The following is a 12,620-nucleotide window of genomic DNA, read 5'->3' as shown; positions in this document are numbered from 1 at the left end:
ACTCCTTGATCAGACAGGGAGCCATGCTCGCGCGCCGACGGGGCTCAGTCTGGAAGGTTTGAGCAGCGCTTGCGGTAATCCGCCGGGGTGAGCCGATAGGCACGGCGGAACCAACGCCCCAGATGGCTCTGATCGGCAAAGCCCAGGGCGCTGGCAACCTGCGCCGGGGTTTCGCCCCGCGCCAGCCACAGGCGCGCCCGGGCCAGGCGCAGCTGGATCAGATAGGCATGGGGCGCCAGGCCGAACGCCGACTTGAAAGCGCGGCTCAGGCGAAAACGATCGACGCCACAGACCTGGGCCAACTGATCCAGGCCGATGTCTTCAAAGGCGTGGGCCTGCAGGTAGTCACGCGCCACCTGGGCCACCCGTGGCAGGCGTGGATCAAAGGCCTGGCGCTGACGCCAGTCGAGGTGCCGGGTGAGCGCGGCCAACAAGTTATCGGTGGCGCTCTGGCGCACGATGCGCAACTCGCCCTGGTGCAGCGCCTGGAACGCCTGGCCAATGCACATCGCCAAGCCTGGGTCCTGGCTCAGGGTGTCGGCGAAGCCCAACTGGCTGTGCTGCGGCACATGCTCGAACAACAGGCGCAGTTGCTGCTCCAGCCACGCGGGATCGAAGTACAGCATGGAGTAAGTGAAACCTTCCTCGGTGGGTGCCTGCCCATCGTGGATTTCCCCCGGTTCCAGCATGAACACCTTGCCAGGCGTACTGAGGTGGCGCACCCGCCGGCAATTGAACTGCTGCACGCCCTGCTCGGTGATCCCCACCAGGAAGCTGTCATGCCAGTGCGGGTCATAGGCGTGGCCCTGGAAATGGGCGCGGATCGACTCGATCCCGGTGTCGGGATCCTGGGACAGCTCGATCCAGTGGTGATCGTCCACGGTGCCTCCGGCGCCTGCACTGGGCAAAAAATGGGGGCGATCAACTTACCGCGCTTTGCACCGCGCTGTTTAGAAGATTTGTGCAGCCTATCCTGCTGCCGGAAAAATCCTCGCCGTGACCAGGCCAGCCATAGCCAGCAGGCAAGCCAGCCCGACCCCATAGGCCATCGTGCGCCAGGGCTGCCAGCCGCCGAGGTACATCAGGGTGTGCATCACCCGAGCGCCGGTGAACAGGCACAACAACATGGCCGTGACCTGGCCATCGGTGTCCAGGGCCAGGCACAACCCGCCCAGCACGAAGAACAGCGGAATGTTTTCCAGGTCATTGGCCCAGGCCCTGGCCGCCCGTTGTACCTGGGGCAGTTCCTGGGGTAACGCCTGGCGCTGGAAAAAACGCGCGTCCTCAGCGTTGGTGAACACCCGGTGGCGGATACGGAAAAAACCCTGGTAGCAGGAGATGAACAGCATCTTCCCGAACAACAGCAGGACGCACAGGGCATAGACGTGCAGCGTGCTGTTCATCCCTGCCCCCTGGCGCTGGGTTTGGCGCAAAAGCCATTGACCACCAGGTACAACAGCGGGCCGATCGAGACGAAGATCGCGGTGAGCAGCCAATACGGCAGCACCGAGACCAGGGAGCGCCCCCTGGCTCGGGCATCCTGGTACATCCAGACGCCGGCCATGACCGCCAGCAGGTAGAGGTCGATCACCACCTGGGCGGTGTCCGGCCGGGACAACAGGCCGAGCCCGAACGCCAGCAGCGATTGCTCGGCGATCGATAGGGTCCAGGCCGTGTACAGCGAAAATCCGCTCAAGGCGGCCAGGGCGAGATAGGGTCGGGACATGCGGTGCTTCCTGCAATCGGCGGTTGATGCACGGCAGGTTAGTGCTATCGTCGCCCGGCCCTCAATGACCTCCGAGGTCATGGACGCCTCCCCTTCGCACGGCCAGAGTCAACGTATGGATATCCGACCCTTTCCCCGCACGACGCCCCCGACCACCGCCGGCGAGCAGTTGCGCCTGCTGCGCCGCCAGGCCCGGCTGAGCCAGCTCGACCTGGCCCTGATTGCCGGGGTTTCCCAGCGCCACCTGAGTTGCATCGAAACCGGCCGCGCCCAGCCGAGCCCTGGCACCCTGCACAACCTGCTGACCGCCCTGGAAGCACCGCTGGAGCAGTGCAACCGCGTGTTCCTGGCATCCGGTTATGCGCCGCGCTACGAAGCGACACCACTGACGGCACCGCCCATGGAGGCGGTGCGCGGTGCCATCAGCCATGTCCTGCACGCCAACAACCCCGCGCCGGCGATTGTGCTGGGCAGCCACTGGGAGGTGCTGGCCGCCAACGCCAGCACGGCGGTGCTCTTTGATCTGGTGGGACTGCCGGCCGATGCGGCGACGCAGCTCAACCTGCTGGTGACGCTGCTGCAGCCGGGCGGGCTGGGCGACCATTTGCGCAACGCCGAGGAGATTCGCCGCCTGGCCTGGCAGCGCGCAACCCGCGAGGCCATGGCCAACCCGACCCTGGCGCAGCTCCTGGACACCCTGCCCGCCCCGGCCAACCCGCCGCCAATGACCGCCGAACTGCCACCGCTGGTACTGACCCGCATCGACTGCGCCCAGGGTGAACTGAATTTCCTGTCGACCTTCACCACCTTCGGCATGCCCCAGGACATCACCCTGAGTTCATTGCGCATCGAGCACCTGATTCCAGCCGATGCCCAGACCTGGCAGATCATGACCCGAGCGTACGAGCAGTCGCTGCACGATAGCGCCGAGGGTTGAGGGGGGCTCTCGAGCGTTAACTCGCTGGGCCTGCCCCGTGACGTACGGCCATCCCGGGCAAGCGGTGAGCCGCCCGGCCCGCTCCCGCAGATTGGGTGGCCGTACGCAAAATGTGTGGGCAGCCAGATTCACTGTAGGAGCGAGCTTGCTCGCGAAGAACTTGAGAGCGACAGGTTCATCCAGCAAGTGCGCGTCATCGTTGACGTCCATCGCGAGCAGGCTCGCTCCCACACAGGTTGAGTGGGCTTGCGAAAGCTGCGAACGCTCAACATCAGGACTTCACTCACGCTTCTGCCCAGGCAAACCGCCACCTTGCGTGGCAGTTTTCCAGGGCAAGGGCCTTATTTGTCGGTCTTGATGCTGGTCCAGACCCGGGTACGCACCCGCTCCAGCTTTTGTGGCAACGGCTGCACCACATACAGGGTTTTCAACGCCTCGCTGGTGGGCGTCAGGTTGGGGTTGCCGGTGATTTCAGGGTTGATCAGCGCCAGCGAGTCTTTGTTGGCATTGGGGTAACCGAGGAAGTCACTGATGGGGGCGATGACTTTCGGGTCCAGCAGGTTGTTGAGAAACTCGTGGGCCTCGGCTACGTTTTTTGCGCTCTTGGGAATGGCAAAGGTGTCGAACCAGATCGGTGCGCCTTCCTTGGGCAGGCGCCAATCGACCACCACGCCATTGCCGGCTTCCTTGGCGCGGTTGCCGAACTGATAAAAACTGCCGGAGTAACCGATGGCCACGCAGATATCGCCATTGGCGATGTCGGTCATGTACTTGGCCGAGTTGAAATAGGCCACGTAGGGGCGAACCTTGAGCAGCAGGGCCTTGGCCTTTTCGTAGTCTTGCGGGTTCTGGCTGTTGGGATCCAGCCCGAGGTAGTGCAGGGCCAATGGCAGGATTTCCGTCGGCGAGTCGAGCATCGCCACGCCACAGGCTTTCAACTTCTCCATGTTCTCGGGCTTGAACACCAGGTCCCAACTGTCCACGGGGGCATTTTCACCCAGGGCAGCCTTGACCTTGGCCGGGTTGAAACCAATCAGCACCGTGCCATACATGTACGGCACACCGTACTGGTTGCCCGGGTCATTCTGGTTCAGCAGCTTGAGCAGTACCGGGTCCTGGTGCTGCCAGTTGGGCAACTTCGACTTGTCGAGTTTCTGGAACACCCCGGCCTTGATCTGGGTCTCGAGAAACTGGTTGGAGGGCACCACCAGGTCGTAACCCGAGTTGCCGGTCAGCAACTTGGCTTCCAGGGATTCGTTGGTGTCAAAGGTGTCCCAGGTGACCTTGATGCCACTTTGCTTGGCGAAATCCTTGGGCACGGAGGGCAGGATGTAGTCCGCCCAGTTGTACACCCTCAGTTCGCGCTGTTCGGCGTGCACGGCGCTGGCCAGCAGCGTCAGCCCACACAAGGTGGCGCCCAGAATGCGGTTCATCGTGACCATGAATGGTTTCCCCAAATGCGGCGTTAGTTCGACGGTTTTTATGTTCTGTAAACGGCAGCGGGTTAAACGATAGCCAAGGGCAGGCGAATCCGGATTTTAGTTAGGGTTTGAGTGCACGTTCCGGGATCGGCCAACTGTCTTCGATTTTTGCCCAGTGCCGCCGCCGAACACAGGGGGACCTTGGCCAAAAGGGGATCGTAATGGCCAAAATAAATGGCCATCTGGGTCAGCACGCCACCTAGACCTGCGGCTGGTGACTGGTCACACAGTGGATGCCTCCTCCCCCGGCGCTGATGGCGTCGATGTCCAGTTGCACCACTTCGCGGTCCGGGTAGAGCCTGGTCAGCAACTCGAGGGCCCGGCGATCGGCCGCCCGGTCACCAAATTGCGGCGCCAGCACCGCGCCGTTGATCACGAAGTAGTTGATGTAGCCGGCGGCAAAATCCGGGTTGTCTTGACTGAACCTGTTGTTGCGCGGCTTGAGCGGCGGCGACACGGTGTGCACCTGCAGCTTGCGCCCCTGGGCATCGGTGGCCTGGCGCAGAATCTCCAGGTGGGCCAGCGTCACTGGGTGGTCGTAGGACGCCGGGTCCTGGTCGAGGTTGGCAATCACCACGCCGGGTTTGACGAAACGCGCATAAAAATCGACGTGGGCATCGGTGATGTCCTTGCCCTTGATGCCCGGCAGCCAGATGATCTTGCGCAAACCCAGGCGCTGCTTGAGGGCTTGCTCAACCTCGGCCAGGCTCCAGTCCGGGTTGCGGTTGCGATTGAGCCAGCAACTCTGGGTCATGATCGCCGTGCCCTGGCCATCGACTTCGATCCCGCCCCCCTCGCCCACCAGTTCACTGCGCAGGTAATCGGCCTCGGCCAATTCGGCCACCTGCGCGGCCACCTGTGCATCTTCGCGGTGCAGCTGTTTGTTGCCCCAGCCGTTGAAGTTGAAATCCACGGCGCCCAGCCCGCCGTGTCCGTCAACCACGAAGTTGGCACTGATATCGCGCATCCAGATGTCGTCCAGTTCGGTTTCGACATAGGTGATGTTGGCCGTGCCGCAGTGCCGTTCGGCCAGGTCCCGTTCGTGCTCGCGACAGAACACGGTCAGCGGCTCATAGCGGGCGATGGTGCGCGCGATCCGGCCGAGGGCCGCTTGCACGTCGGCGGTGAAGTCCTCCCAGATGGCGTCCTGTGCGCCAAAGGCGATAAAAGCACGCTGGTGCCGATCACCTTCGTCCGGCATGTGCCAGGGACCCGCGGCAGCCGCCCGCGCGGACAACGGCAGCAGGCCCATGGACGCCCCGGCGGCCCATCCGGCAACCAGCGAAACCTGCTTGATGAATTGGCGACGGGTCGACATGAGGCGTTTCCTCAAAGAGCTGGCGGTTGTCATTGGGCGGTGGCCGTCTTGAATTTGGTCCAGACGCGCATGCGCGCACGCATATCGGCCTGGGGAATATCCTGGCCGGGAATCAGACGCTGATAGGTGGCGGCGTCGAGGTAGATGTCCGGATTATTGCGCATGCTCCCATCGACACCTTCGCGCGCCTTGGCGTTGGAGGTGGGATAACCGGTGGCGTTACTGATGGCGGCCATGTTTTCCGGGCGCATGACGAAGTTGATGAAGGTATAGGCGTAGTCCGGGTGTTTGGCATCGACCGGAATCGCCATGGTGTCCATCCACACCGTGGTGCCTTCGCGGGGCACGCGGAACTGGAAGCGAGTGTGCTTGCCGGCACTGTCCGTGGTGCGTTGCGCCTGGGTCATGTCGCCGCTGTAGCCCAGGGACAGGCACAGGTTGCCGTTGACCAGGTCGCTCACCGGCTGCGACTGGAACTTGCGGATGTACGGACGCAACCTGCCCAGCAGCTCACTCGCCGCCGCCAGGTCCGCCGGCTTGGCACTGCGCGGTTCGCGTCCCAGGTAATGCAGGACCACCGCCAGCACTTCGTCGGGCGAATCGATGATCGAAATGCCGCAGTCGGCAAAGCGCTGGGCCAGCTCCGGCTTGAACAGCATGTCCAGGCTGTCGACCGGGGCATCGGCCATACGCTGCTTGATCTGCTCGGCATTGTAGGTCAGGCCGATGGTGCCCCAGGTGTAGGGCACCGTGGCCTGGCTGGAATGCACATAGTGGCTGCGCAACTGCTGCAACCCCGGCTCGATGTCGTCCAGGGCGGTGAGCCTGGCGCGGTCCAGCGGCAACAGGCTGCCGGCGCGCATCAAGCGCTCGGCCACGGTGTCGCCGGGGAAGATCAGGTCGTAGCCGCTGCCCCCGGCCAACATTTTGGCCTCCAGTGTCTCGCTGCCCTCCATGACGTCATAGATCACCTTGATCCCGGTCTCGGCGGTGAACCGCGCGAGGGTGTCCTCGGCAAAGTAGTCGGCCCAGTTGTACAGCCGCAGGGTTTTTTCTTCGGCGTGCAGTGCCGGCTGGGTCACGCTCAACGCCAGTCCCAGCACGCCGATCAACAGCGGATTGGAAATGCTCATGCCAAATCTCCCGAGGTATGCCAGCGGGCATTGAGGTGGCGTCCGTCCTGGCTCAACAGCGGCCCGTACATCTCCGGCCGGCGGTCGCGGTAGATCCCCCAGTTCAGGCGTTCCTGCGCCATAGCCGTGAGGTCCAGGTCATGCAGGAGGATGCCGGCAGTGTCGCGATCCGCCTCAACCAGCAACTGGCCCTTGTGGTCGCAGATGAACGACGAGCCATAGAAACTCATCTCAAGGCTGGGGTCGGTGGTTGCCACTTCAACACCGATGCGATTGGCCGCCACCACCGGCAGCAGGTTGGCCGCCGCATGGCCACGCATGGTCATCTGCCAGTGGTCGCGGGAGTCCAGGCTGGCACAGCCCGGCTCCGAACCAATCGCGGTCGGGAACAACAGCACTTCGGCCCCCATCAAGGCCAGGCAGCGCGCGGTTTCGGGAAACCACTGGTCCCAGCAGATGCCCACGCCGAGCCGTCCGTAGGCCGTGTCCCAGACCCGAAAACCGGTGTCGCCGGGGCTGAAGTACTCCTTCTCCTGGTAGCCGATGGCGTTGGGGATATGGGTCTTGCGATACACCCCCAACAGGCGCCCATCGGCGTCCGCCACGCTCAGGGAGTTGAAGTAGGCGTTGCCCGCCCTCTCGAACCAGCTCAGTGGCAGCACCACCGCCAACTCCCTGGCCAGCGCCGCAAAACGCCGCAGGATCGCGCTGTCGTCATACGCCTGGGCCAGTGCCAGGTGTGGGTGGTGTTGCTCGATACAGAAATAAGGCGTGGCAAACAGTTCCTGCAGCAGGATGACCCGAGCCCCCTGGGCTGCGGCCTCACGCACCCGCTGTTCGGCCTGGTCGAGGTTATGGGCCAGGTCCCAGCTGCAGGGCATCTGGATGGTAGCGATCGTCAACAGGCTCATGGCATCAACCCTCCACCGGCCAGGCCGGCTGTTGCTGGGTGATGCAATGCACACCGCCGCCGCCATGGGCCAGGTGGTTGATCCGCACGGGCACCACCGTGCGCCCCGCAAACGCGCGGGCCAACACCTCGGCCGCCGCCTGGTCTGCGCTGATGCCATAGGCCGGCATGATGATCGCGCCATTGGCGATGTAGAAATTGGTGTAGGAGGCGCAGAACACTTCAGCGCTGGCATCCACCGCCTCGCTGGCCTCATACAGTTCGATCAGTTCGAAGGGGCGTCCGCGGGCATCGCTGGCCAGTTCCAGGGCACGGCGGTTTTCCCGCACCACCTCGGCGTACACCGAGCCGCGATCGTGGGTCGCGTCCACCAGCAACACCCCGGGACGGGCAAACGCGCACACGCCATCGACGTGGCCATCGGTCATGTCGCCGGTCACCGCGTCCGGATCGCCAGGCAACCAGATGGTCTTCTTGATGCCCAGCAGGCGGGCGAAGACCTGCTCGATCTCGGCCTTGGTCATTCCCGGGTTGCGATTGGCATTGAGCAGCACCGATTCGGTGGTGATCAGCGTGCCCTCGCCATCGACATGAATGGCCCCGCCTTCGTTGCACAGTGGCGTGCCAAAACACCCAAGCCCCAGGTGATCGAGGGCCCGGCGCGCCAGGCTGGCGTCCAAGTCATGGGCCGACTTGCCACCCCAGGCATTAAAGCGCCAGCTCACCCCCGCCACACCCTGTTGCGGGTGGCAGACGAAGCTTGGGCCGGAGTCACGGCACCAACTGTCGTTGACCGCCAGTTCGATCAGCTCGATGTTCGGCCCACACCAGGCCTTGGCACTGGCGAGCGCCGAGGGGTCGACCACCATCTTCACCGGCTCGAAGCGCGCAATGGCATTGGCCACCCGGGCAAAGTCCTCTTGCACCTGGGGCAAGGTGACGCCCCAGCCGGACTCCCAGAGTGCCTGATTGTGCGGCCACACCATCCAGGTAGCCGCGTGCCGGACCCACTCGGCCGGCATCCACCAACCGTCGTTCAATTGTTCGTCGTGCTGCATGACAAGTACCTTTGAGTTAAGTCATTGTGTTCAATGAAATCGGCCTACGAGGTCTTGGCATGCATGCTACGGCTGTGAAAACGGGCAAACAAACGATGGATTTTGCGTAAAAGTGATTAGAGGAACTTATCAGTATGCTTAAGCACTGGCCGCCGCTCAGCACCCTGCGTGGCTTTGAAGCCGCCGCCCGGCTGGGCAGTTTCCACAAGGCCGCCACCGAACTGCACCTCACTCAGTCGGCCATCAGCCAGCAGATCCGCAGCCTGGAGGCGTACCTTGAACAACCGTTGTTTTTCCGCAATGGCCGCAGCGTTGCGCTGACCGATGCCGGGCATGATCTGCTCAGTACCACCCAGGCGCTGCTGCAACAATTGGCCGTGGGGATCCGCCGCCTGGGCCAGTACCAGAAGCCCAACCAACTGGTGCTCAACACCACGCCGGCGTTCGCCCGGCACTGGCTGTTGCCGCGCCTGGGGGATTTTCGTCGCCAGTACCCGGGCGTCGACCTGTGGCTCTTCAGCACCGATGAAGTCCCTGACATGAGCAGCCAGACCATCGACCTGGCGGTGCGCGATGACCTCAGCGCCCAGGCCGAGTGCAGCTTCAAGGTGTTGCACGCCGACCGCTTGTTCCCGGCATGCCACCCGAGCCTGCTGGCGATGCCCGGCGCACAGCGCAGTACCCTGCACGGCGAGCGGGAAATGGACTGGAGTCATTGGGCAGTGGAGGCTGGGATCGATGTCGGCCAGCAGGCCCAGGGGCTGAATTTTTCCGACCCCGGCTTGCTGCTGGACGCTGCCTGCGCAGGATTGGGCATGGCGTTGGTCAGCCAGTTGTTGAGCCACCAGGCCCTGGCCAATGGTTCATTGACCCCCTTGGTTGAGCAGACGATTCGGGGCCCGAACTGGGCCCTGCTGACCCATCGCGACAGCGAGAACAACCCGCTGGCGCGCAGTTTCAGCGAGTGGTTGGTGAACAATCTGCAAACGCCGCAATGATCCTTGATCAGATCAACAGGTCTTCATAGAACGCGCCAAACGGGCGCTGCGGGTGGGCGATCTGGATTTCCAGGATCCACAGACCGGTGTTGGGGTACTGGGCAAAATCGCCGAGATCACCGCCTCGGTGGATCGCGTGGGGGAAATCGCTGACCCGGTGGCCCTTGATGTCCAGGTTGAGCTTCCAGCCCATGCGCTGGGCTTCATCGGCGGCGTAACGGTACAGCTCGCTGCCGGCGACCCGCTCACTGCGCCAGTACCCTTCGACCCGCTGGAACAGCTCGCGGGCGGCCGCAGCGCAGGCGCTCATCTGTGGGTCGGAGCCGGTGGTGAAGGTGGCCCCGGCATCCCCTTCGTGGCCCTGCCAGACCACGCCCATGTCGACGAAAAAGATGTCGTCACGCCCCAGTTCCGGGTCGCCCTCGGAACGCTGCTTGAAGGTCTTGAGGGTATTGGCGCCGAAGCGGATCAGCAGTGGGTGCCAGATCCGGTCCATGCCCAGCTCTCCGAGGATCCGCTTGCCCAGCACCTGCGCGTCGGACTCGCGCATGCCCGGGGTGATTGCCGCGGCAATCTGCTCAATGGCCTGCCACGTCATCTGCTGCGCATGGCGCATGGATTGCAGTTCATAGCGCTCACCTACCGCTTCTTTGTTGCCCTGGGCCGTTGTCATCATTCATTCCCTTGGATAGAAACCGTCGATCGCTATATATTTTTATATATTGCGAAAAACTTCAACAACGGCATAGCCAAGACGCCTTACGCTTCCAGGCGCCCGCTGCCCTCACGGTCCTGCGGGTAGTGGTGGGACAGGGGAAATGCCGGCAACCAGGACTCGCGACGGATGACCCAGCTTTCGTACGTGGGCATCAACTGGTCTGGGGCATCCAGGGAACCCAGGTTGATTTCCACTTCGTCGGCGCTGCGGGCGAACACCGAGGAGCCGCAGCGCGGGCAGAAAAACCGTCCGGCGTAATCACGCGTTTCACCGGTGATGGTCACCGCTGTTTCGGGAAAAATCGCAGAGGCATGAAACAGCGCGCCGTGATGCTTGCGACACGCCAGGCAATGACACAGCCCAACCCGATAGGGCAGTCCTGCGGCTTCGATTCGGACCTCGCCGCACAGGCAACCGCCGGTAAATCGGTCCATGGTGCTGCTCCTCTGCCAGTCATCGATCAGCGCTGCCGAGTGCTACCTCGGTACGACCCTGTCGAGGGTAACAATAGCCGCTGGACAAGCGCGCCGGATCTCATCACCCCAACACTGGAATCACCCGCGAAGGCTTCACCGATTTAAACGAAAAGCTCGAATAAATCTCCTTCACCGCCGGCAAGGTCTGCAGCACTTCGCGGGCGAATTCGCCAAAGGATTCCAGATCCTTGGCCACCACCTCCAAGAGGAAATCGTAGCGTCCGGAGACGTTGTGACAGGCGACGATTTCCGGGATCTGCAGCAGCCGCTGTTCGAACGTGCGAGCCATTTCCTGGTTGTGGGATTCCATCATCACACTGACAAAAGCAGTGACGCCGTAGCCCAGGGCCTTGGGCGAGAGGATCGCCTGGTAGCCGGTGATCACCCCGCTTTCCTCGAGCATTTTCACCCGGCGCCAGCACGGCGAAGTCGTCAGGGCCACCTGGTCGGCCAGTTCGGCGGTGGTCAGGCGGGCGTTGCCTTGCAGGGCGTTCAGCAGGGCTTTGTCGGTACGATCCAGGCCGGCGGGCATATTTTGCCTCTTAATCTTGTTTTTATGGGTTTGTATTCCAATCAGGCGTTTATAAACGGGCAAGTTTGGAATTTATCGCGTTGAATTTGAGCATAGCATTGTAGGAAATCAGGGAGCGTTAACCATGAACAATAAAAACAACGAACTTGGCTTTTCTACCCGTGCGATTCACCACGGCTACAACCCGCTGGATAACCAGGGGGCGTTGATCCCGCCGATCTACCTGACGTCCACCTTCACCTTCCCCACCGCCGAATACGGCGCCGGCTGTTTTGCCGGCGAACAGCCCGGGCACTTCTACACGCGGATTTCCAACCCGACCCTGGCGCTGCTGGAGTCGCGCATGGCGACCCTGGAAAACGGCGAGGCCGCAGTGGCCTTCAGCTCCGGCATGGGCGCCATTGCCGCGACCCTCTGGACGTTGCTGCGCCCGGCGGACGAGATCATTGTCGACCGCACCCTATATGGCTGCACCTTCGCCCTGCTGCACCATGGCATCGGCGAGTTCGGGGTCAAGGTGCGGCATGTCGACCTGTCCAACCTCGACGAGTTGCGCGCAGCGATCAGCCCGGCCACCCGAATGATCTACTGCGAAACACCGGCCAACCCGACCATGCAACTGGTGGACATCGCCGCCGTGGCCAAGATCTCCCGTCAGCACTCGCAGGTCACCCTGGTGGTGGACAACACCTATTGCACGCCATACCTGCAACGCCCACTGGAACTGGGCGCGGACGTGGTGGTGCACTCGGCCACCAAGTACCTCAGCGGCCATGGCGATATCACCGCCGGCATCGTGGTCAGCAGCCAGGCACTGGCCGACCGGATCCGCTTGCAAGGCCTCAAGGACCTGACCGGCGCGGTGATGTCGCCCCAGGACGCCTTCCTGCTGATGCGTGGACTCAAGACCCTGGCCCTGCGCATGGAGCGTCATTGCAGTAACGCCCAGGTGATCGCCGAATATTTGCAGGCACACCCGGCAGTCGAGTGGGTGACCTACCCGGGCCTGGCGTCTTTTGCCCAACACGAACTGGCCTCGCGGCAGATGAAATTGCCCGGCGGCATGATCGCCTTCGAACTCAAGGGTGGCCTGGTGGACGGTCGGCGCTTCATGAACGCCCTGCAACTGTTCAGCCGCGCGGTCAGCCTGGGGGACGCCGAGTCCCTGGCCCAGCACCCGGCGAGCATGACCCACTCCACCTACTCCCCGGAGCAACGCGCCGAACACGGCATTTCCGAAGGGCTGGTACGTTTGTCCGTGGGCCTGGAGGACATCGCCGACCTGCTGGCCGACGTCACCCAGGCCCTCGACGCTTGCGCCTGAGGGAGGCCC

The 12,620-nt window shown here is 63.1% G+C and carries 14 protein-coding genes; 3 read left to right on the top strand and 11 right to left on the bottom strand.

Annotated features, from left to right (window positions below):
- Positions 1 to 44: 44 nt before the first annotated feature.
- The 3 genes from H7995_RS14215 to H7995_RS14205 all read right to left on the bottom strand — a co-directional run bounded on the left by H7995_RS14215 (position 45) and on the right by H7995_RS14205 (position 1,726).
- Positions 45 to 881 (bottom strand): AraC family ligand binding domain-containing protein, encoded by an 837-nt coding sequence (locus H7995_RS14215; RefSeq protein ID WP_166591808.1) that lies wholly within the window; start codon positions 879 to 881, stop codon positions 45 to 47.
- Between the two features lie 87 nt (positions 882 to 968).
- Positions 969 to 1,403, bottom strand: coding sequence for an MAPEG family protein (locus H7995_RS14210; protein WP_166591807.1), 435 nt, complete (start codon positions 1,401 to 1,403; stop codon positions 969 to 971).
- Positions 1,400 to 1,726: a DUF2834 domain-containing protein gene (locus H7995_RS14205; RefSeq protein ID WP_166591806.1), complete on the bottom strand. Its 327-nt coding sequence runs from the start codon at positions 1,724 to 1,726 to the stop codon at positions 1,400 to 1,402. The genes H7995_RS14210 and H7995_RS14205 overlap by 4 nt, the downstream gene beginning before the upstream one ends.
- A 115-nt stretch (positions 1,727 to 1,841) precedes the next feature.
- Between H7995_RS14205 and H7995_RS14200 the strand changes: the two genes are divergently transcribed.
- Positions 1,842 to 2,663: a helix-turn-helix domain-containing protein gene (locus H7995_RS14200; RefSeq protein WP_232534534.1), complete on the top strand. Its 822-nt coding sequence runs from the start codon at positions 1,842 to 1,844 to the stop codon at positions 2,661 to 2,663.
- Between the two features lie 341 nt (positions 2,664 to 3,004).
- On the opposite strand, the gene H7995_RS14195 is transcribed toward H7995_RS14200, so the two are convergent.
- The 5 genes from H7995_RS14195 to H7995_RS14175 all read right to left on the bottom strand — a co-directional run bounded on the left by H7995_RS14195 (position 3,005) and on the right by H7995_RS14175 (position 8,563).
- Positions 3,005 to 4,105 (bottom strand): polyamine ABC transporter substrate-binding protein, encoded by a 1,101-nt coding sequence (locus H7995_RS14195; protein WP_185818515.1) that lies wholly within the window; start codon positions 4,103 to 4,105, stop codon positions 3,005 to 3,007.
- Between the two features lie 238 nt (positions 4,106 to 4,343).
- A complete protein-coding gene (locus H7995_RS14190) occupies positions 4,344 to 5,462 on the bottom strand; it encodes an agmatine deiminase family protein (RefSeq protein WP_182340670.1) in 1,119 nt (372 codons plus the stop codon).
- A 29-nt stretch (positions 5,463 to 5,491) separates the two neighbouring features.
- On the bottom strand, positions 5,492 to 6,595 hold the full coding sequence (locus tag H7995_RS14185) for an extracellular solute-binding protein (protein ID WP_166591802.1): 1,104 nt from the start codon (positions 6,593 to 6,595) through the stop codon (positions 5,492 to 5,494).
- Positions 6,592 to 7,506 carry an N-carbamoylputrescine amidase gene (gene aguB, locus H7995_RS14180; RefSeq protein WP_166591801.1) on the bottom strand — a complete coding sequence of 305 codons (915 nt, stop codon included), beginning with the start codon at positions 7,504 to 7,506 and terminating at the stop codon, positions 6,592 to 6,594. The genes H7995_RS14185 and aguB overlap by 4 nt, the downstream gene beginning before the upstream one ends.
- Before the next feature lie 4 nt (positions 7,507 to 7,510).
- On the bottom strand, positions 7,511 to 8,563 hold the full coding sequence (locus H7995_RS14175) for an agmatine deiminase family protein (RefSeq protein WP_166591800.1): 1,053 nt from the start codon (positions 8,561 to 8,563) through the stop codon (positions 7,511 to 7,513).
- Positions 8,564 to 8,697: 134 nt separating this feature from the next.
- On the opposite strand from H7995_RS14175, the gene H7995_RS14170 reads away from it, so the two are divergent.
- Positions 8,698 to 9,561 carry a LysR substrate-binding domain-containing protein gene (locus H7995_RS14170; protein ID WP_166591799.1) on the top strand — a complete coding sequence of 288 codons (864 nt, stop codon included), beginning with the start codon at positions 8,698 to 8,700 and terminating at the stop codon, positions 9,559 to 9,561.
- 7 nt (positions 9,562 to 9,568) lie between these two features.
- Here H7995_RS14170 and H7995_RS14165 read toward each other — a convergent pair whose 3' ends face one another.
- The 3 genes from H7995_RS14165 to H7995_RS14155 all read right to left on the bottom strand — a co-directional run bounded on the left by H7995_RS14165 (position 9,569) and on the right by H7995_RS14155 (position 11,287).
- Positions 9,569 to 10,234 (bottom strand): M24 family metallopeptidase, encoded by a 666-nt coding sequence (locus H7995_RS14165; RefSeq protein ID WP_166591798.1) that lies wholly within the window; start codon positions 10,232 to 10,234, stop codon positions 9,569 to 9,571.
- 86 nt (positions 10,235 to 10,320) lie between these two features.
- Positions 10,321 to 10,713, bottom strand: coding sequence for a GFA family protein (locus H7995_RS14160; RefSeq protein ID WP_166591797.1), 393 nt, complete (start codon positions 10,711 to 10,713; stop codon positions 10,321 to 10,323).
- Between the two features lie 103 nt (positions 10,714 to 10,816).
- Positions 10,817 to 11,287 (bottom strand): Lrp/AsnC family transcriptional regulator, encoded by a 471-nt coding sequence (locus tag H7995_RS14155; RefSeq protein ID WP_166591796.1) that lies wholly within the window; start codon positions 11,285 to 11,287, stop codon positions 10,817 to 10,819.
- Positions 11,288 to 11,411: 124 nt separating this feature from the next.
- On the opposite strand from H7995_RS14155, the gene H7995_RS14150 reads away from it, so the two are divergent.
- Positions 11,412 to 12,611: a methionine gamma-lyase gene (locus tag H7995_RS14150; RefSeq protein WP_166591795.1), complete on the top strand. Its 1,200-nt coding sequence runs from the start codon at positions 11,412 to 11,414 to the stop codon at positions 12,609 to 12,611.
- Positions 12,612 to 12,620 lie beyond the last annotated feature (9 nt).

Source organism: Pseudomonas kielensis (genome assembly GCF_014236655.1).
GTDB classification, from domain to species: domain Bacteria; phylum Pseudomonadota; class Gammaproteobacteria; order Pseudomonadales; family Pseudomonadaceae; genus Aquipseudomonas; species Aquipseudomonas kielensis.
The sequence above is the reverse complement of the archived record's forward strand: the minus strand, read 5'-3'. Positions and strand labels throughout refer to the sequence as shown.